Origin of the sequence: Rubellimicrobium mesophilum DSM 19309 (genome assembly GCF_000600335.2) — a bacterium.
GTDB classification, from domain to species: domain Bacteria; phylum Pseudomonadota; class Alphaproteobacteria; order Rhodobacterales; family Rhodobacteraceae; genus Rubellimicrobium; species Rubellimicrobium mesophilum.
Genome location: NZ_KK088619.1, coordinates 1 through 17,594 on the forward strand (window position 1 = coordinate 1; position 17,594 = coordinate 17,594).

At 71.2% G+C, this 17,594-nt stretch carries 17 protein-coding genes and 1 pseudogene; 11 read left to right on the top strand and 7 right to left on the bottom strand.

Translation table 11 applies throughout. The features are described 5' to 3' along the window. From RUMESO_RS21085 to RUMESO_RS21110, 6 genes and pseudogenes are all read left to right on the top strand, one after another. Positions 1 to 168: response regulator transcription factor (locus RUMESO_RS21085; protein WP_037283412.1), on the top strand; the 168-nt coding region annotated here is incomplete at its 5' end. Positions 169 to 225: 57 nt separating this feature from the next. Beyond that, positions 226 to 1,395 carry an FIST N-terminal domain-containing protein gene (locus tag RUMESO_RS21090; RefSeq protein ID WP_037283414.1) on the top strand — a complete coding sequence of 390 codons (1,170 nt, stop codon included), beginning with the start codon at positions 226 to 228 and terminating at the stop codon, positions 1,393 to 1,395. Between the two features lie 4 nt (positions 1,396 to 1,399). Next, positions 1,400 to 3,616 carry a hybrid sensor histidine kinase/response regulator gene (locus tag RUMESO_RS21095; protein ID WP_037283417.1) on the top strand — a complete coding sequence of 739 codons (2,217 nt, stop codon included), beginning with the start codon at positions 1,400 to 1,402 and terminating at the stop codon, positions 3,614 to 3,616. A 67-nt stretch (positions 3,617 to 3,683) separates the two neighbouring features. Further along, complete coding sequence (locus RUMESO_RS21100) at positions 3,684 to 4,283, top strand: GXWXG domain-containing protein (protein ID WP_051521575.1); 600 nt, start codon at positions 3,684 to 3,686, stop codon at positions 4,281 to 4,283. A gap of 93 nt (positions 4,284 to 4,376) precedes the next feature. Continuing rightward, a pseudogene (gene dgoD, locus RUMESO_RS21105) lies at positions 4,377 to 5,441 on the top strand (galactonate dehydratase). A gap of 122 nt (positions 5,442 to 5,563) precedes the next feature. Beyond that, positions 5,564 to 6,187, top strand: coding sequence for a YcbK family protein (locus RUMESO_RS21110; protein ID WP_055725579.1), 624 nt, complete (start codon positions 5,564 to 5,566; stop codon positions 6,185 to 6,187). 4 nt (positions 6,188 to 6,191) lie between these two features. On the opposite strand, the gene RUMESO_RS28700 is transcribed toward RUMESO_RS21110, so the two are convergent. Next, positions 6,192 to 7,313, bottom strand: a complete 1,122-nt coding sequence (locus RUMESO_RS28700; RefSeq protein WP_425414938.1) for a DUF2934 domain-containing protein — start codon at positions 7,311 to 7,313, stop codon at positions 6,192 to 6,194. Then, positions 7,265 to 8,020, bottom strand: coding sequence for an acyl-CoA dehydrogenase family protein (locus RUMESO_RS28705; protein WP_425414939.1), 756 nt, complete (start codon positions 8,018 to 8,020; stop codon positions 7,265 to 7,267). Before RUMESO_RS28705 ends, RUMESO_RS28700 begins: the two co-directional genes overlap by 49 nt. 499 nt (positions 8,021 to 8,519) lie before the next feature. On the opposite strand from RUMESO_RS28705, the gene RUMESO_RS21125 reads away from it, so the two are divergent. Genes RUMESO_RS21125 through RUMESO_RS21135 form a run of 4 tightly spaced genes read left to right on the top strand, consistent with a single transcriptional unit; the run spans position 8,520 to position 13,074 of the window. Further along, on the top strand, positions 8,520 to 10,076 hold the full coding sequence (locus RUMESO_RS21125; RefSeq protein WP_156363051.1) for an OpgD/OpgG family glucan biosynthesis protein: 1,557 nt from the start codon (positions 8,520 to 8,522) through the stop codon (positions 10,074 to 10,076). Further along, entirely contained in the window at positions 10,076 to 10,231 is a 156-nt protein-coding gene (locus RUMESO_RS25425; RefSeq protein ID WP_156363052.1) for a hypothetical protein, read from the top strand. Before RUMESO_RS21125 ends, RUMESO_RS25425 begins: the two co-directional genes overlap by 1 nt. 1 nt (position 10,232) lies before the next feature. After that, positions 10,233 to 11,906 (top strand): glucans biosynthesis glucosyltransferase MdoH, encoded by a 1,674-nt coding sequence (gene mdoH, locus RUMESO_RS21130; protein ID WP_051521577.1) that lies wholly within the window; start codon positions 10,233 to 10,235, stop codon positions 11,904 to 11,906. Further along, the gene (locus RUMESO_RS21135; protein ID WP_245639370.1) at positions 11,899 to 13,074 is read left to right on the top strand and encodes an OpgC family protein; all 1,176 of its coding nucleotides are present in this window, start codon (positions 11,899 to 11,901) and stop codon (positions 13,072 to 13,074) included. Before mdoH ends, RUMESO_RS21135 begins: the two co-directional genes overlap by 8 nt. Before the next feature lie 17 nt (positions 13,075 to 13,091). On the opposite strand, the gene RUMESO_RS27555 is transcribed toward RUMESO_RS21135, so the two are convergent. The 4 genes from RUMESO_RS27555 to RUMESO_RS21155 all read right to left on the bottom strand — a co-directional run bounded on the left by RUMESO_RS27555 (position 13,092) and on the right by RUMESO_RS21155 (position 14,547). Beyond that, entirely contained in the window at positions 13,092 to 13,313 is a 222-nt protein-coding gene (locus tag RUMESO_RS27555; RefSeq protein WP_037283423.1) for a hypothetical protein, read from the bottom strand. Positions 13,314 to 13,412: 99 nt separating this feature from the next. Then, the gene (locus RUMESO_RS28710) at positions 13,413 to 13,604 is read right to left on the bottom strand and encodes a YjiS-like domain-containing protein (RefSeq protein ID WP_037283425.1); all 192 of its coding nucleotides are present in this window, start codon (positions 13,602 to 13,604) and stop codon (positions 13,413 to 13,415) included. A 69-nt stretch (positions 13,605 to 13,673) separates the two neighbouring features. Continuing rightward, positions 13,674 to 14,189, bottom strand: coding sequence for a hypothetical protein (locus RUMESO_RS21150; RefSeq protein WP_037283427.1), 516 nt, complete (start codon positions 14,187 to 14,189; stop codon positions 13,674 to 13,676). Positions 14,190 to 14,250: 61 nt separating this feature from the next. Further along, positions 14,251 to 14,547: a nickel-binding protein gene (locus tag RUMESO_RS21155; RefSeq protein WP_037283429.1), complete on the bottom strand. Its 297-nt coding sequence runs from the start codon at positions 14,545 to 14,547 to the stop codon at positions 14,251 to 14,253. 170 nt (positions 14,548 to 14,717) lie between these two features. Between RUMESO_RS21155 and RUMESO_RS21160 the strand changes: the two genes are divergently transcribed. Beyond that, positions 14,718 to 16,535, top strand: coding sequence for a winged helix-turn-helix domain-containing protein (locus RUMESO_RS21160; protein ID WP_051521578.1), 1,818 nt, complete (start codon positions 14,718 to 14,720; stop codon positions 16,533 to 16,535). Positions 16,536 to 16,558: 23 nt separating this feature from the next. Here RUMESO_RS21160 and RUMESO_RS21165 read toward each other — a convergent pair whose 3' ends face one another. After that, positions 16,559 to 17,452 (bottom strand): SDR family oxidoreductase, encoded by an 894-nt coding sequence (locus tag RUMESO_RS21165; RefSeq protein ID WP_037283431.1) that lies wholly within the window; start codon positions 17,450 to 17,452, stop codon positions 16,559 to 16,561. Positions 17,453 to 17,594 lie beyond the last annotated feature (142 nt).

Here is a 17,594-nt window from a genome sequence, read left to right on the forward strand (position 1 = left end):
CTCAACAAGCAGATCGCCTACGACCTCGCCATCGCCGACGCCACCGTCAAGGCCCACGTCACCGCCATCATGCGCAAGCTCGGCGTCCAAACCCGAACCCAGGCCGTGCTGCTGGCCCGCCAGGCCTCCTTCGCCGCCATCTTGCAGGAGGAAGGACCGGGCCTCTAAGGTCGCCCGGAGCCCCCGACGGGAACAACCGGGGGTCCCCAGCGGGAGGAGAGCCCCATGGAGCGGAGCCCGACGGCGAGTTCTGCGTCCCGGTCCGGCCTGCCCCGGGTCAGGACCGCGCAGGCTCCCCACGACGAGGCCGGCGCGCTGGACCGACTCGCCGACGCGCTCGGTCGCGACCTCGCCTTCCTGGCCCTGTTCGTGAGCTCCGACGCGGACTTCGCCGCCGTGATGGCCGGCGCGGCCGAGCGCTATCCCGGCGCGGTCGTCACCGGCTGCACCACGGCGGGCGAGATCGGCGGGGGCGGCTACGCCGAGGGCGCCATCGTCGCCGTGGGCCTCCCGCGCGATCACTTCGTCGCGGTGCCGATCCTCGTCCCCGACCTCGACGCCTTCGACGGCCAGACCCTCGTGGGCGACATGATCCGCGCCCGCACCACCCTCATGGCCCAGGCCCCGCGCTGGGGGCACGAGTTCGCCTTCCTCCTCGTGGACGGCCTCTCGGTGCGCGAGGACGAATTGGTCGCCGCCCTCGCGCCGGGGCTCGGGCCGGTCCCCCTCTTCGGCGGCTCGGCCGGCGACGGAAGCCGCTTCCGCGAGACCCTGGTCGCGCTCGGCGGCGAGGTGCTGCGCCACGCCGCCGTGCTCTGCATGATCCGCACCGACTGCGAGGTCGAGGTCTTCACGCTCAATCACCTGCGCCCCACCGCGACGCGCATGGTCGTCACCGAGGCCGACCCCTCGCGCCGCATCGTCCGCCAGATCAACGCCGAGCCCGCCGCCCGCGAATACGCCCGCGTCCTCGGCAAGGACCCCGAGCAGCTCTCGGCCTTCACCTTCGCGGCGCATCCCGTGGTGGTCCGCTTCGGCGGCACCCATCACGTCCGCGCGATCCAGCGGATGCTGGACAACGGCGATCTCGTCTTCTTCTCGGCCATCGACGAGGGGCTGGTCCTGACCCTGGCCGAGCCCGAGGACATGGCCGCCCATCTGGAGCGGGAGCTGGCGCGCATCGGCCGGGGGCGGCAGGCCGAGGCGATCTGGGCCTGCGACTGCATCCTGCGGCGGCTGGAGGCCGAGCAGACCCAGCAGACCCGCGCCCTCTCGGCCGTCCTGGCCCGGAACCGCGTCGTCGGCTTCAGCACCTATGGCGAGCAGATCAACGGGATGCACGTGAACCAGACCATGACGGGCATCGCGATCTTCGCGCCCGAGAACGAGGAATAGGCCCATGCCGACCTCCGCCCTCCTCGACCCCGACGAGCCGCTGGAGCGCCAGCTCGACAAGCTCGGGCGCATCTGCGACGCCCTGATGCGCCGCGTCGAGCAGGCGGGCGACGACCGGGGCGCCGCCTATACCCAGTTCCAGCGCGCCGTCCTCCTCGAGGACAAGGTGCGCGAGCGCACACGCGACCTCGAGCGCGCGCTCGACCTCCTCAACGAATCGAACGCCCGCCTCGCCGCCGCCAACCGCGAGACCGAGCGCGCCCGCTCCGACCTCGCCAACGCCATCGAGACGATCCAGGAGGGCTTCGCGCTCTTCGACCCGGACGACCGTCTGGTCCTCTGCAACTCTCGCTTCGGCCTCAACCTCCCCGACCTGCGGGGGACCCTGACCCCCGGCCTCCCGTTCGAGGACTATGTCCGGCTGGTGAGCCGCAGCTCGCACCTCGACCTGCCGCCCGGCACCATGCCCGAGGAATGGGCCGTGACGCGCATGGCCCGCCACGGCGAGCCCCATGTGATGCTCAACGTCCGCCTCGCGGGGGACCGCTGGATCCAGGTCAGCGAGCATCGCATGGCCGGTGGCCAGACGGTCATCATGCAGACGGACGTGACCGACGTCATCCGCGCCGAGCGCGAGGAGCAGGGCCGCCTCCTCGACGATCAGGCCCGCCTGATCCGCGCCACGCTCGAGCACCTCAGCCAGGGCGTCTGCATCGTGGACAAGGCGGGCCGCCTCGCCGGCTTCAACCTGCGCCTGGGGACGCTCCTCGGCCTGCCCCTCCAGCAACTCCGGCCGGGCCTCGACTTCGAGCCCGCCTTCCGCCGCCTCCTCGCCGAGGCCACGCCCGTCGGGACCTCGGTCCAGGATGTTCTGGGCTGGACGCGGCGGCGGGACCGCCGCCCTCCCCTTCGCTTCGGCCTCCACCGAGGCGAGGCCCAGTGGCTCGACGTCTCGGCCGAGGAGATGCCCGACCAGGGCTTCGTGATGAGCGTCACCGACGTGAGCGCCGAGCGCGAGGCCGCCCGCGCCCTCTCGGAGGCCAACGAGATGCTCGAGGCCCGCGTCGCCTCCCGCACGCTGGAGCTGGAGGACGCCCTCGCGGCGGCCGAGCGCGCCAACGCGTCCCGCACGCGCTTCGTCGCGGCGGCGAGCCACGACCTCCTCCAGCCGCTCTCGGCCGCCAAGCTCTACCTGTCCTCGATCGCGGACGAGCTCGGCGAGCCCCTCCACCGCGAGGTCGTCACCAAGGCGCAGAACGCTCTCAGCAGCGTCCAGGACATCATCGAGGCCCTGCTCGACATCTCCAAGCTCGAGTCCGGCCGCGCCTCCGCCGAGATTCGCCCCGTCGCGCTCGGCCCCTTGCTCGCCCAGCTCCGCGACGAGTTCGCGCCCGCGGCGGCGCTCAAGGGCCTGCGGCTCGTCGTGGTTCCCTCGTCGCTCCGGATCATGACCGACCCGTCCTACATGAAGCGCATCCTGCAGAACCTGATCGGCAACGCGATCCGCTACACCGACCGGGGGGGCGTGCTGGTGGGGGCCCGGCGCACCGGGCTGGGCGTGCGGATCGGCGTGCTCGACACCGGACCGGGCATCCCGGAAGCCGAGCAGGAGAACGTCTTCAAGGAGTTCCACCGCCTCGGCCGTCGCGCCTCGGCGAGCGAAGGGCTGGGCCTCGGCCTGGCCATCGTCGACCGCGCCTGCGCGATGCTGGGGCACCCCCTGACGCTCGAGTCGGTCCTGGGGCGGGGAACGGCCTTCACCATCAGCGCCCCGCGCGCCGAGCGGATCGGCCCCTACCCCATCGAGTCGCGGCGGACGGGGGCGACCGGCGAGTGGCGGCACGACGGCCTGACCGTGCTCGTGATCGAGAACGACCTCGACATGCGTCGGGCCCTGGCCCTCCTCTTGCGCGGCTGGGGGGTCGAGGTTCTCGACGCAGGCTCGGGCGCCGAGGCGCTCCGGCTGATCGAGGCGGAGGGGCGCGCCCCGGATGCCCTGCTGGTGGACTTCCAGCTCGACGAGGGCGAGACCGGGACAGCGGCGATCCGGCGCCTGCGCCGCAGGATCGGGCGGGTGCCCACGAGGATCGTCACGGCGAACCGGACCCCCGAGGTCCTGCGGGAGGCCCGCCGCATCGGCGTGGAACTCCTTCACAAGCCCCTCGATCCGCTGATGCTGCACCTGTTCCTGGGGTCGGTGACGCTCGGGCGGCCCGGCTGAGGCCCACTCGAAGACCGAACCCGACACCGTGTCGGACGTTTCAGTGGTCCAGGCCGGAGCCAGTCTGATGAGCCAACGGGAGAAGGACGGCCCGGATATCCCCGCGTGGCTGTCGGACTGGCAGGCCCGCGGCCTCTCCACGCCCGAGGCGCTGGCTTGCATCGACCAGCTCCCGGCGCCCGACCCCGAGGCCGTGATCGGCCGATGGCGAGGGCGGACGCTGCCCACCGATCACCCGCTGGATGGCCTGCTCGAGGCGCTGGGCTGGCAGGGCAAGGCGGTCGAGAGCCCCGAGCGGGTCCATCCGCTGCTCTTCCGGCTCCCTTCGGGACAGGTGATCCCTCTCGAACCCGCGCTCATGCCGACGCGCGTGGCCCTGCGCTGGCCCGCCCTCGCCCGCAGCCGCCCCGTGCGCGCAGCCTTCGCCGCCCTGGGCCCGCTCCTCCGGGCGCGCGGCCCCGCCGCCCGCCTCGCCCCGCGCGTGTTCCGTGGCCGGAGCGGCATCGCCCTGATCTACGACCGCCGGCCGATCGCCGACCACCTCCGCCGCGTCGATGCGGGCCATGTGATCGGCATCATGGAACGGAAGGGGATGGCTCGGCCGTTCTTCTTCCTGCTGTCGCGCGAGGCCGGCGAGCTATCTTCGCGCCCCAGGCCACCGGACTGAGAAGGGAGCCCGCCCGATGCAGATCGCCCGCATCGAGACCTTCACCGTCCCGCCCCCGCTGGCTCTTCGTCCGGGTCGAGTCCTCCGACGGCCATGTCGGCTGGGGGCGAGGCCAGCCTCGAAGGCCACGCCGAATCCGTCGTCGGCGCCTTCGAGCCGATCCGCGACCGCTTCGTGGGCCACGACCCGCGCCGCATCGAGGACATCTGGCAGGTCGCCTACCGGGGCGGCTTCTACCGGGGCGGGCCGGTCCTCATGTCCGCCCTTTCCGGCCTCGACCAGGCGCTCTGGGATCTCAAGGGGCGGATCACGGGCCTCCCCGCCTGGGAGATGCTGGGCGGCCTCGTCCGCGACCGCATCCGCGCCTATGCCTGGATCGGCGGCGACCGCCCGCACGAGATCGCCGACGCCGCCCGCGCCCGTCGCGAGCAGGGCTTCTCCGCCGTCAAGATGAACGCCACCGCCGAGCTCGACTTCCTGGGCACGCCCAAGCTCCTCGCCGACGTGGTGCAGCGCGTGCAGGCCGCGCAGGCCGAGGGGATGGACGTGGGCCTCGACTTCCACGGCCGCATCCACCGCCCCATGGCCAAGCAGCTCGCCAAGCTCCTCGAGCCGCTGGGCCTCCTCTTCATCGAGGAGCCCCTCCTCTCCGAGAACCCGGAGGGCCTTCGCGAGATCGCGGGCCTCGTCTCCACCCCCATCGCGCTGGGGGAGCGCCTCTATTCCCGCTGGGACTTCAAGCCCTTCCTCGAACGCGGCATCGTGGACATCATCCAGCCCGACCTGTCCCACGCCGGCGGCCTCTCGGAATGCCGCAAGATCGCCGCGATGGCCTAGGCCTACGACGTCGCCGTCGCTCCCCACTGCCCGCTGGGCCCGCTGGCGCTCGCCTCCTGCCTCCAGCTCGCCGCCTGCGCGCCCAACGTGGCCATCCAGGAGATGAGCCTCGGCATCCACTACAACGTGGGCGCCGACCTCCTGAGCTTCGTGATGAACCCGGAGGTCCTGACCCCGGTCGACGGCTTCCTCCCCATCCCGACGGGCCCGGGCCTGGGCGTGGAGATCGACGAGGGCGCGGTGCGCGAGGCCGACAAGGACCGCCACCGCTGGCGCAACCCGATCTGGCGCCTCAAGGACGGCAGCTTCGCCGAATGGTGAGGGGCCGGCGTCACATGGGCCCGGTTTCGAAACATCTTGTGCCCATCCGGCCCATTCTCCGATCGGCCGGAACGGTGTAGCCTCGCCCCCAAGCCGGAATCGGCATCGGGCAGAGGCACAGCATGACCACAGGCACCCCAGGGGACACCTTCCTCGGACGACGCACCGTCCTTCGCACCTTGGGCGGAGGGCTGGCCCTGCCACTCCTGTCCGGTTGCGGCCTCGGCCGGGATCCCCTGCCCGATCCGTCGCGTCCCGGCAGCCGGCTCGACAGCGTCATGCGCTCGGCCGATTCCTACCTCGACGTCACCAACCAGAACACGGGCGAGCACCTCGCGCTGCGCTTCCTCGACGATGGCAACTACGACCGCCGCGCGATCCGGCGGCTCGACTGGCTGTTCCGCGACTGGCGCGAGGACAAGCACCCCGAGATCGACCCGCGCATCTACTGGGGCCTCGCCGCCCTGTCCGACGCGGCGCGGCGCGACGGCCAGTCCGGCAGGATCACGCTCCTCTCGGGCTACCGGACCAAGCGCACCAACAACATGCTCCGCCAGCAGGGCAAGGGCGCGGCCTCCAACAGCTTCCACACCCATCGCCGCGCCGCCGACATCCGGCTCGACGGCGTGCCCATGGAGCAGGTGGCCGACTACGCCGAATGGCTCCAGATCGGCGGCGTCGGACGCTACCACGGCTCCGACTTCACCCACATCGACTCGGGCCCGACCCGGACCTGGAGCGCCTGACCCCTCAGCCCTGCTGCCGGTGGGCCCGCTCCTCCTCGGGCTCCTCCATCATGCCCAGCCCGGCAAGCCCCGATCCGGCAGGGCCACCCGGCGCGACAAGGGCGTCCTGCGGCAGGAGACCGCCGTCGAGCGCCCCGCGCCGTTCGTCGCTGTCGGTCGCGCCCTGCTGCTCGAAGAGCTCGTCGCCGACCTCCTGGCTCGCCTGATGCCAGTGGTCCTCGTGCCGCCCGTGGGGCCGTCCCTCCTGCTCCCAGAGCCGGTAGGCCCGCTCGCGGATGCGTTCCTCGCGATCATCGGCCATGGCTGTCCTCCTTCCTACGTAGCCGAAGCCAAACGGCGCAGCGGACCGCCCGTTCCCTTCCATCCCTCCGGCCTCACCGGATCGGGAGCCGTCACCTCGCCTGCGCCAGGATCGCTCCCACGTCCAGCCCGCGCGCCGACCCCATCTCCCGCCCCGTTCCGGGTCGAGCCGGCCCCGGACGTAGCTCTCCGCCACCGGGCCGGGCACCGTCCGCAACAGCACCGAGGCCGTGAGGAGCGTCGCCGTCCGCTCGGCGAAGAGCCGCGCCTCCGCGTCCGCCGGCAGCCCGGGCCAAAGCGTCCGATGGCGTTCCAGCACCACGTCATAGCCGGCGTCGAATCCCTTCGCCGCGTCCAGCTCCGCCTCCAGAGCCGCCCGTGCCTCGGGCTCGCGCGTCAGCGACCGCAGGATGTCGAGGCAGATCACGTTGCCCGACCCCTCCCAGATGCCGTTGAGCGGCGCCTCGCGGTAGAGCATCGGCATCGGTGTCTCCTCGACGTAGCCCATGCCGCCCAGGCACTCCATCGCCTCGGCCGTCACCTGCACGCAGCGCTTGTTGGAGAGGAACTTGGCCAGCGCCACGCCGACCCGGGCGAAGGCCTTCTGCCCCGGGTCGTCGAAGGCGGCCGCGACCCGCAGCCCCAGCGCCAGCGCCCCCTCCCAGTCGAGCGCCATGTCCGCCAGCACCATTCGCATCAGCGGCTGGTCGATCAGCCGCCGCTGGAACGCCACGCGCCCCTCGCACCATCGCACCGCCTCCCGCAGGGCCGCCCGCATCAGCCCCGCCGGTGCCATGGCGGTGTCGAGCCGCGTGTGGTGCACCATCCGCAGGATCGCGCGGACCCCTGCCCCTCCTCGCCCAGCATCTGCGCCCAAGCCCCTTCGTATTCGATCTCGGCCGAGGCGTTGGCGCGGTTGCCCATCTTGTCCTTGAGCCGCATCAGCCGGATCGCGTTGCGGCTCCCGTCCGGCAGCCAGCGGGGCACGAGGAAGCAGCTCAGCCCCGCATCCGTCCGCGCCAGCGTCAGGAAGCCGTCCGACATGGGGGCCGAGCAGAACCACTTGTGCCCCGTCAGCCGCCAATCCTCTCCATCCCGGACCGCCACCGTGCTGCTGCCCCGCAGGTCCGACCCGCCCTGCTTCTCCGTCATGGCCATCCCAAGCGTCGCGCCCGCCTTGCCGCCGACGGCGATCGTCGAAGGATCGTAGAGGCCCGAGATCAGCCGTGGCCGCCAGAGCGCCGCGAGGTCGGCGCCTGCCTCCAGCGCCGGGACGGCCGCATAGGTCATGGTCATGGGGCAGCAGAGGCCCGGCTCCACCTGAGTCATCAGGTAGACGAGGGCCGCGTGGGCGACCTGCCCCCCGGGGCCACCCTGCCACGGCAGCGCCGCATAGCCCCCCTCGAGGCCCAGCCTCATCAACCGGTGGTAGGCGGGGACGAAGCGGACCTCGTCGAGCCTGCGCCCGTGACGGTCGAAGGTCGCGAGCTCCGGCGGATGCCGTCGCGCAGCCTCCCCCAAGGCCCCAGGCATCGTCCTCCAGAAGGGCGTGCCCAAAGCGCTCCATCGGCTCGACGGGTGCACCTCGGGCCACGACATGCCCGCGCAGGACCGGATCGTCCGCCCAGGGATCGACCGGCCCGCCCGGCACCGGCTGGTTCGATACATCGTGCGTCGAGAGGCGGGATGTCGGCTCGGCCATGCTGCTCCTCCTCCGCGAATCTACTCCGGACGAGGGCTTGCAGGAACCGGGCCATGCCTGGATAGTTCCACCCGGGACAGCTTGTCGTGCTGCCTGATCGGCGGGCAATCCGCCCGACAGCTACGCAGTCGTTGCATAACGGTTATGCATCGGCCGAATGCTGCCGTTCATCGTATCTTAACTTTCCTGGCCTAGAACAAGGGCTTCTGCCAACCGGCCTGCCCTCGGTTCGCCTCGATGCCCCGTCCCCTGCTCTTGCAGGTGCAGCATTGAGCCGCAACTGCTCCACTCGGCCACGCAGGTGCGGTCCTGCCAATCTGTCGCGAGAGAATGTCCTTACCTTTTAACGCCTTCCTGTCACGGAGAGACCTCCTGAACCTGGCCGTGGCCGCAGCTCTGCTGCCTCGTGCCGCCCGCGCCGCCGCAGCCGAGGGAGGGGAGCCCTTCTCCTTCGACGCCCTGACCGATGAGATGCGCGCCGCCGCCGGCCGACCCTGGGCGCCCGCGACGCCGCCCGAATCCTGGTGGGGCGACCTCGACTACGACGGCTACCGCATGATCCGCTTCCGCGATGGGCAGTCCCGCTGGCAGGACGGGCCCGACGCCTGGCGGCTCGGCGCATTCCACATGGGCTGGCTCTTCCCGGAGCCGGTCAGGCTCTTCGACGTGACCGACGGCACGGCGCGAGAGTTGCGCTTCACCACCGAGGATTTCGACTACTTCGGCACGCTCGCGGGCAAGGTTCCGGCGGATGGCGAGCTTCCCGGGGTCGCGGGCTTCCGCCTCAACTATCCCCTGAACCGCCCCGACCGCTCGGACGAGGTCGTCTCCTTCGTGGGCGCCAGCTACTTCCGCGCCCTGGGCCGCGACGATGTCTACGGCGCCAGCGCGCGTGGCCTCGCCGTCAACACCTGGGTCATCGCACCCGAGGAGTTCCCGCGCTTCTCCCGCTTCTACCTGTCGCGCGACGCGGGCAGCGCCACGATCCACGCCACCCTCGAAGGGCCCAGCGTGACGGGCGCCTACCGCTTCGCCGTCCGCCCCGGCGCCGTGACCGAGATCGACGTGACCGCGCGCCTGTTCTTCCGCGACGCCGTGGAGGAGCTCGGGATCGCGCCCCTCACCTCGATGTTCCTGTTCTCCGGCCAGAACCGCGCGAACTTCGACGACTACCGCCCGCAGGTCCATGACAGCGACGGGTTGCGGATCGTCCAGGCCGACGGCGACGCGACCTGGCGCCCTCTCGGCAACCCGGAGAAGCTCGCCTCCTCCTACTTCACGGGCCCGACGCCGAGGAGCTTCGGCCTCTACCAGCGGGACCGCGACTTCGACAGCTTCCAGGACCCCGGGGCCCGCTACGACCTCCGTCCTTCGGTCGAGGTGGTTCCGCAGGGAGACTGGGGCTCGGGGGCCGTGCGGCTCGTGGAGATTCCCTCGGCCCTCGAGGCCAACGACAACATCGTGGCCCTCTGGGTCCCCGAGGCCAAGGTCGTGGCCGGCGACTCCCGCGAGTTCGCCTACACGCTCCGCTGGGGCGACCTCGCGCCCGACTGGGACGGCCCGCTCGCCATCGTCGCCGCGACGCGCGCGGGCGTCGGCGGGGTCGCCGGCATCGAGGCGCTGGAGAATGCCCGCAAGTTCGTGGTCGATTTCCGGGGCGGTCCCCTCGACGACCTGCCCTCGGAGGCCCCCATCCAGCCGGTGGCGACCGTCTCGGGCGGACATCTCGTCTCCGCCACTCTCGAACGCCTCCCCGAGGGAGGCGACTGGCGCGTCGTCCTGGACGTGACGGCGGAGAAGGACGCCACCGTCGAGATCATGCTGCACCTCGCCGGCTTCGAGCGGACGCTCTCCGAGAGTTGGGCCTGCCAGTGGGTGAACGCCTGATGCTGGACGACGTGACCCTCTTCGAGGCCCTCCTCCGGGAAAGCGTCGAGGGACTGCCCCCCGACGCGCCGCTGGCCATGCCGCGCCAGGTGCTGGAACGCCGCATCCGCTGGCGCCGGCGCTGGCTGCGCCTGATGGTCCGGTTCGCCCGCTAGCATGGAGGAGCGGGCCGCCCTCTTCCGGGCCGTCGCGCTGGGCGTGGCGGCCGCCGTGGCCGTCGCGGCCGCGGGCCTTCTCCTTCGGGGCGAGGGCACGGGCCTTCTGGCCGTGCTGCAGGGCCTTCTCGTCCTCCTGGCCACGTTCTGGCTCGCCTTCGGCGCCTCCCTCGCGCTTCTGGGCCTGCTGCCGGAAGCCCCGCCACCTCCCGAGGCCGATTTCCTCGGCCGCGCCGTGGTCCTGGTCCCGATCTGCAACGAGGACCCTCGCGCCGTTTTCGCCCGCATCAGCGCCATGGACGCCGAGTTGCACCTCGCCGGCATCGGACAGCAGGTGGACATAGCGATCCTCTCCGACACGCGGCGCGAGGACATCGCCGCCCAGGAGGCCGCCTGCTTCCGCCACCTCCTGACCGAATTGGGCGTCATCGGCCGGATCTTCTATCGCCGCCGTGCGGACAACCGGGGCCGCAAGGCCGGCAACGTCGAGGATTTCATCCGCCGCTCCGGCGCGGCCTACGAAGCCGCCGTGATCCTCGATGCCGACAGCCTGATGAGCGGTCACACGATCGCGCGGATGCTCCGCCGTCTTGCGGGCGACCCGGGCCTGGGGCTTCTCCAAACCGTGCCGGTCATACTGGGCGCGCAGTCGCGCTTCGGTCGCATGATGGCCTTCTCGGGCTCCTTCCACGGACCGGTCTTCGCGCGCGGGCTGGCGTGCCTGCAGGGTCGCACGGGGCCTTTCTGGGGCCACAACGCCGCCATCCGCGTCCGCGCCTTCGCCGAGAGCTGCGGCCTGCCCGAGCTCGCGGGCGCTCCGCCCTTCGGCGGCCACGTCCTAAGCCACGACTACGTGGAGGCCGCGCTCCTCGCCCGCGCCGGGTGGACGGTGCGCCTCGACCCGGACCTCGGCGGCTCCTTCGAGGAAGGGCCGGAGACCATCCTCTCGTATGCCAAGCGGGACCGGCGCTGGTGCCAGGGCAACCTCCAGCACGCGCGCATCCTCCTCGCGCCCGGAATGAGGGCCTGGAGCCGCTTCGTCTTCCTCCAGGGCATCTTCGCGTATCTGGCGCCGGTCCTCTGGCTGGCCTTCGTCCTTCTCAGCCTCGTCGCCCCTGCCCCGGTGGAGGGGTCGCTCCTGCTCGCGGGCCTGGTGCTCGGCCTTCTGTTCGCGCCGAAGCTGCTGGTCGCGCTCTGCGCCGGGGAGAGAGCGGAACTGTTCGGCGGGAGGTTGCACCTCTTCGCCTCGGTGGTCGCCGAAGTTGGCCAATCGAGCCTCGTGGCCCCCGTCCTGCTGATGTTCCAGGCGCGCTCCGTGGTCCAGGTCCTCCTGGGACGGGATGGTGGCTGGCCTCCGACGGCGCGGGGCGATGGAGCCCTGAGCTGGTCCGAGGGTTGGCGCGCCGCCTGGTGGATCACCTTGTGGGGCCTCGCCCTCCTGTTCGCGGCCGCTTGGCTCGCACCGGCGCTCCTACCCTGGCTGCTGCCTCTCGCCGGGCCGATGATCCTGGCGCCGAACCTGATCGCCTGGACGTCCCGGCCGGCCCAGTCACGGCTCTTCGCCACGCCCGACGAGCTGCTGGTGCCCACCGTGTCGCGCCGCACCAGCACGGTCGAGCTGCGCTGGTCCGACCACCTGCCACCGGAACCCACGAGGCAGATCGGCCGTGCGTGAGCTATCCCCGCCCGTCAACGGCCCGGTGGCTGCGGTCGTCGCCCCGCAGGCCCCAAAGAAGGCCAGGTCCGCGCGGGACCCGCGGCTCGACGTGCTGCGTGGGGCCGCGCTGGTCACGATCTTCGTCAATCACGTGCCCGGCAACTTCTATGAGAGCCTGACCATACGGAACTGGGGCTTCTCGGATGCGGCCGAGGCCTTCGTGCTCATGTCGGGGGTGTCGGCGGGCCTCGCCTACGGCCCGGCCTTCCGGCCGGGTGGCGAGGTCTGGTCGGGCCTCGCCCGCGCCTGGGGGCGGGCCTGGACGCTCTACCTCGTGCACCTCCTGGTGACGCTGGCGGTCCTCGGCATCGCCGCGGGCCTGGCGCTCTGGTTCCATACGCCGGGGCTCCTGCACATGAACGGTGTCGACGTGCTGCTGGGGCACCCGCTCCAGACGCTCGTGGCCCTGCCGCTGCTCCTGCATCAGTTGGGCTACATCAATATCCTGCCGCTCTATTTCGTCCTGCTGCTGGCGGCCCCCGGGCTCCTTTGGCTGGGCTGGCGATGGCCCGGGCTGCTCATGACGGCGTCGGGGATGCTCTGGCTCGTCGCCGGGACCTTCCGCCTGAACGTGCCGACCTGGCCGGCGTCCGGCGGCTGGCAGTTCTCGCCGCTGTCGTGGCAGATCCTGTTCGTCCTGGGCCTGCTCACCGGCATCCGCCTGAGGGAGGGGCGACGCCTCGTGCCGATCAACGCCTGGCTGATCGGGATCACGTCGGCGTTCCTGGCCATGGCGCTGGTCTGGCGCATCGTGCCGGCCGTGGGCGGCCCCCTGAACCACGGCCTCATGTGGCTGGACGAGGCCGGCCTTCCTTGGACCGTGACCGCCTTCCACAAGGTCTGGGAAACCGCGCCGCGCCTCTTCCATGCGCTGGCCCTGGCCTATCTCCTGTCGGCGATCCCGGCCGTCCGGCGCGCCTGCGCCTCGGTCTGGCTATCGCCCTTGGCGCTCCTGGGCCGGCAGGCTCTCCCCGCCTTCGCCTTGGGCTCGGTCCTCGCCATGCTGCTCCAGGGCATCAAGACGAGGACGGGGGAGGACCTGCTGCTCGACAGCCTGATGCTGGCCGGGGGCCTGTCGCTCCAGTTCGCCCTGGCCTGGGCCAAGGATCGCTGGCCGGGTCGATAAGCCCGAGCCGGCCACCGTCAGACGCGCCGTGCCGCCAGCAGGCGACCCAACTGGACCAGGTTCAGCCCCACGAAGAACAGGTTCCAGGCCACCACGGTGGGCATGGGGTGCGGCTGGCCCAGGAAGTAGATCGTGAGGCAACATCCCGCGCAAAGCGTCAGCAGGCGAAGCCGAAGCACGCTGCCGGTGAAGTAGGTCGCCACATACATGATGTTGGCGGCAAAGACCAAAACGTCCATGGAGAATCCTTGAATCGAAATGCCTGGCAGGAAACAGGACCGGCAAGGCCGCCGATCTGACCCGGCGGCCTTGGACGGAACTCTGGCGAGGCGGCAGGCCTAGGGCAGTCGCCGGCCGCGCAGAAGCTCCGCCCGCGTGAGCCCGATGTCCCGCAGGACATGGTCGCTCAGTTCTTCCACTTGGCGAGCGTGACGATACCGGGCGTCCTGGCGGACGAGCCAGCCGAGGAGGCTCGGGAGGCGAACCCTGGAAATGGGGGCCGGGCGTGCGATGGAAGCGTCAATCTGCATGGTGTCAACATCATCTGAAAGGGAAGCGACGGCTCCGGCCCGATAAGGAGGGGCCGGGGCCGGAAGCGGTCAGCCCGCGAAGCTGCAGGTGACGCTCGGGTTGTAGTCCGCGGTCATGCCGGACGGATTCGACCGCCAGTGCCAGACATGCAGCTCGTAGAAGGGATCCACGGGATGCGTGCCGACGGCCGACTTGAGCTGGAGCGTCTGGCCCAGGAAGGTCGGCGGAGCCTCGTCCGTCCACTGCGCCTGGAACACGATGTATTCCAGCGCCACGAGGTGCATGGCCCCGTCCGGCTGCGGCTCGTACATGAGGACGTCCGGCTCATCGACCACGAGTCGCCCGTCCCCGGCGTAGTCGGGATTGATGTAGTGCTGCCCCATCGCCCCATCCGTGCCGTGGTCGGTGCAGTCGAAGAGAGGCTCGTAGCCAGCGGCGACGGCCGCGTCGATGTCGTAGAAGGCCTCGGCCGCGGCGCGCGAGGCCGTGACGGCGGTCGGGTCGGAGGGGGTCGATGGCGCATCATGGGCGAGGGCCGGAGCGGCCAGGACGCCCAGCACGAGGACGGATCTCAAAACGTTCATTGAAGCATCTCCGATGAAAGGGCTCTTGCTGTTCGGCGGCCGCCTGGCCGCCTCGTGCGCCTCAGGCGGGCACGGCCTCGACAGGGTCCGGACGGACGATGACGGTGCTCGCGACCGGGTAGAACTCCTCCCCGGGCATGCCCACGCGCCGCGCGTGCTCGCGGATCGATTCACCGTCGCGGGCCTGGTAGATGCACACGGTGCCGAGACGGCCGTCGGGCTCCTCCACGACGTAGCTGCGGATCCAGCGGACGCGGCTGCTCATCTGCTCGCCGACCTCGGCGGACGTCCTGCCGCAGGCCTCGAGTTCGGCCATGTCGGCACAGAAGCTGGGGCGACGGATGACGTAGGTCTGCATGATCGTTCTCCAGGTTTCAGGCGGTCCGGCCGCGCTGGCTCCGCCCCTGAGTTGCCACGTCGATCACGTGGTGCAGGCTCAATACCGGGAGGTCAGGCAAACCGTCCTTATCGCGGGCTTACCATTGGCGTATCATTCACCCTCGCGGAGACGATTGCCGGAGCATCGAAATGCCGACGCATACCTTCGGAGAGTTCGATCTGGACGAGGAGGCCCGTAGCCTGACGCTGCGTGGCGAGCCGGTCGCGATGCAACCGCTGGTCTTCGACCTCCTGACCTACCTCGTCCGCCACGCCGGACGGGTGGTGCCCAAGGACGAGCTCCTGGACAGGCTCTGGCCGGGCCTCCACGTGACGGAAGCCTCCCTCCAGCGGGCCGTGAGCCTCGCGCGCGGGGCCCTGAGGCTCGGCGGGCTCGACGGGTCGCTCAGGAGCATCGTCCGCGTCGGCTACCGGTTCGGCCTCGACCGCGCGTCGATGACCGACCTCGCCGCCCGGACCCCCGTTGGGAGCGAGGCCGTGGCCCTGGCGCGGCAGGCCGCCGGCGACCGGCGCTGGAGCGAGGCGGACGAGCGCTTCGCCGAAGCCGATCGCGAGCATCGGCTCGGCCCCGAGGACCTCGACCTCTGGGCCTTCTCGCTGGAATGCCTCGCGCGGCCGAAGGGGGCGACGCCGATCTACGCCCGGGCGGTCGAGGGCCATCTGGCCTTGGGCGATCACGCGCGCGCCGCGCACTCGGCGGCCCAGCTCAGCAAGGTGCATCTCGAGCTCGGCCACCCGGATGCCGGACGCGCCTGGCTGGCGCGCGCGGAAGAGCTCCTGAGGTCCGACACGGCGCTCGCACCCCTGGCCTACATCCTTTGGCTCAAGTCGCGTTATGCGGTCTTCGCCGGCCGGCCCGACGAGTCGCTCGACATCATCGGGCGGGCCATCGAGTGTGCCGAGGCCGCCGGATCGGCGAGCTTGCGCGCCCTCACGATGGCCTATCAGGGGTTCTACCACATCACCCTGGGCCAGATCGCCGAAGGACGGGCCTGTCAGGATCAGGCCGCCGCCATCGCCCTGTCGAGCGAGGTCGATCCCCTGTCCGGTGGCCTCGTCTACTGCTCCATCCTCTGGACCTGTCGGACCTTCGCCGACTGGTCGCGCGCGGCGCAATGGTGCCCGGGCTTCGAGCTCTGGTGCGACATGGCCTTCGCGCAGATCACCGGGGCCTGCCGCCTTCATCACGCGGATACGCTGGGCGCCGTCGGGCAGCTTCCCGAGGCCCTGATCGAGATCGACCACGCCATCGACGGCCTGACCAGGGAAGGAACCTGGGAGATCGGCGATGCCTGCCGAGTCCGCGGCGACATCCTCGCGATGCTGGGCGATCCCGAGGGCGCGGGGGAGGCCTATCAGCGGGCCATCGCCTTCGGCTGGGACGCGGAGCCGGGCCTCGCGCAGCTCCTCGCCGCTTCGGGCGACGTGCGGGGCGCGCTCGCCTCCATCGAGCGGGCGCTCGGCAGCCGGTCCTGGTACGGCCTCCAGCGCCGGGGATGGCTCCTGGCCAATGCGGCGCAGATCGCCGCAGCCGCCGGCCTCTCCGCCGAGGCGCAGGCGGCGCTGGACGAGCTCGACCGCCCGGGGGACCCGACCCCGATCCCCGCCATCCGGGCCATGGCGGTCGAGGCGCGGGCCGACCTCGCGGCGCAGGGGGGCGACCCGGTCGCGGCGCTACACCTCCTCCACTTTGCGCGCCAGCTCTGGACGAGCGTCCGGCACGAGTACCATGCCGCGCGCCTCCGCCTGCGCCTCGGCGACCTGCTCGACGCGTCCGGGGACCGTTCGGGTGCGCGCATGGAGCGCGCCGCCGCCAGGGCCGCCGCAGAACGGATCGGCGCGCGGGAGCTTCTCGCGAAGGCTCTCGATCAGGCCGCCGAGGGGCGTTGCCCAGAGGAACGGGAGGCAACGGTCACGACGCTCAGGCGCGCCTCGTCGGCCGCCTGAGGCCGGCCTCCGGCGACGGGTGTTCAGGCGATCCCCTCGCCGCCGGTGACGCCGTAGACCTCGCCGGTGATGTAGCTCCCCTCCTGCGAGGCCAGCAGGACATAGACCGGCGCGATCTCGACGGGCTGGCCGGGACGCTTGAACTTGCTCCCCTCCCCGAACTTCTTGACCTTCTCCTGCGAGGACCCGCCGCTCGGGTTGAGAGGGGTCCAGAACGGTCCCGGCGCTACGGAATTCGCGCGGATGCCCTTCTCGATCAGCTCCGTGGCCAGGGCCTTGGTGAAGGCCACGATGCCCGCCTTGGTGGTGGCGTAGTGCATGATCGTGGTGGACGGATCGTAGGCCTGGACCGAGGCTGTAGTGATGATCGCGGCGCCCGGGGGCATGATCTTCGAGGCCTCCTGCGCCGTCCAGAACATCGCATAGATGTTGGTCTTCATGGTCTCGTCGAAGTCCTGGGTCGTGATCTGCTCGAACTTCTCGAAGAACTTCTGGTGCCCCGCGTTGATGACCAGCACGTCGAGTCCGCCCAGCTCGTCCGCCGCGCGCTTCGGCAGCCCCCGCGCATAGTTCTCGTCCGTCAGGTCGCCCGGCAAGGCCACGGCCTTGCGCCCGGCCGCACGGATCAGCTCGACGACCTCGTCCGCGTCCGCCTGCTCCGACGGAAGATAGGAGATCGCGACATCCGCGCCCTCCCTCGCATAGGCGATGGCGACCGCGCGGCCGATCCCCGAGTCGCCCCCGGTGACGAGAGCCCGCCGCCCCTCCAGCTTGCCGGAGCCCTTGTAGCTCTCCTCTCCGTGGTCCGCCGGGGGGTCGAGCCTGCGCGTCAGGCCAGGCGCCGGCTGCGGCTGCTCGGGAAAGGGCGGCGCGGGGTACTGGTGGCGGGGGTCCTGCATCTTCAGGCGGTCGGCCATGTCGGTCTCCTTGTCCGTGCGAATGAACCCCGTCCGGTCGGGTCAGGGGCCTAGGCTCACGGCACTAACGACGCCGGAGGGCATCTCGTTCATCAGGATTTCGACGATGGCGGCTCCCCGCCGTTGCGGCGGGGGGGGGGGC

Coding starts and splice junctions, on each gene's coding strand:
- RUMESO_RS21090 (WP_037283414.1), top strand. CDS start 226: ATGGAGCGGAGCCCGACGGCGAGTTCTGCGTCCCGGTCCGGCCTGCCC.
- RUMESO_RS21095 (WP_037283417.1), top strand. CDS start 1,400: ATGCCGACCTCCGCCCTCCTCGACCCCGACGAGCCGCTGGAGCGCCAG.
- RUMESO_RS21100 (WP_051521575.1), top strand. CDS start 3,684: ATGAGCCAACGGGAGAAGGACGGCCCGGATATCCCCGCGTGGCTGTCG.
- RUMESO_RS21110 (WP_055725579.1), top strand. CDS start 5,564: ATGACCACAGGCACCCCAGGGGACACCTTCCTCGGACGACGCACCGTC.
- RUMESO_RS28700 (WP_425414938.1), bottom strand. CDS start 7,313: ATGGTGCACCACACGCGGCTCGACACCGCCATGGCACCGGCGGGGCTG.
- RUMESO_RS28705 (WP_425414939.1), bottom strand. CDS start 8,020: ATGCCTGGGGCCTTGGGGGAGGCTGCGCGACGGCATCCGCCGGAGCTC.
- RUMESO_RS21125 (WP_156363051.1), top strand. CDS start 8,520: ATGTCCTTACCTTTTAACGCCTTCCTGTCACGGAGAGACCTCCTGAAC.
- RUMESO_RS25425 (WP_156363052.1), top strand. CDS start 10,076: ATGCTGGACGACGTGACCCTCTTCGAGGCCCTCCTCCGGGAAAGCGTC.
- mdoH (WP_051521577.1), top strand. CDS start 10,233: ATGGAGGAGCGGGCCGCCCTCTTCCGGGCCGTCGCGCTGGGCGTGGCG.
- RUMESO_RS27555 (WP_037283423.1), bottom strand. CDS start 13,313: ATGGACGTTTTGGTCTTTGCCGCCAACATCATGTATGTGGCGACCTAC.
- RUMESO_RS28710 (WP_037283425.1), bottom strand. CDS start 13,604: ATGCAGATTGACGCTTCCATCGCACGCCCGGCCCCCATTTCCAGGGTT.
- RUMESO_RS21150 (WP_037283427.1), bottom strand. CDS start 14,189: ATGAACGTTTTGAGATCCGTCCTCGTGCTGGGCGTCCTGGCCGCTCCG.
- RUMESO_RS21155 (WP_037283429.1), bottom strand. CDS start 14,547: ATGCAGACCTACGTCATCCGTCGCCCCAGCTTCTGTGCCGACATGGCC.
- RUMESO_RS21160 (WP_051521578.1), top strand. CDS start 14,718: ATGCCGACGCATACCTTCGGAGAGTTCGATCTGGACGAGGAGGCCCGT.
- RUMESO_RS21165 (WP_037283431.1), bottom strand. CDS start 17,452: ATGGCCGACCGCCTGAAGATGCAGGACCCCCGCCACCAGTACCCCGCG.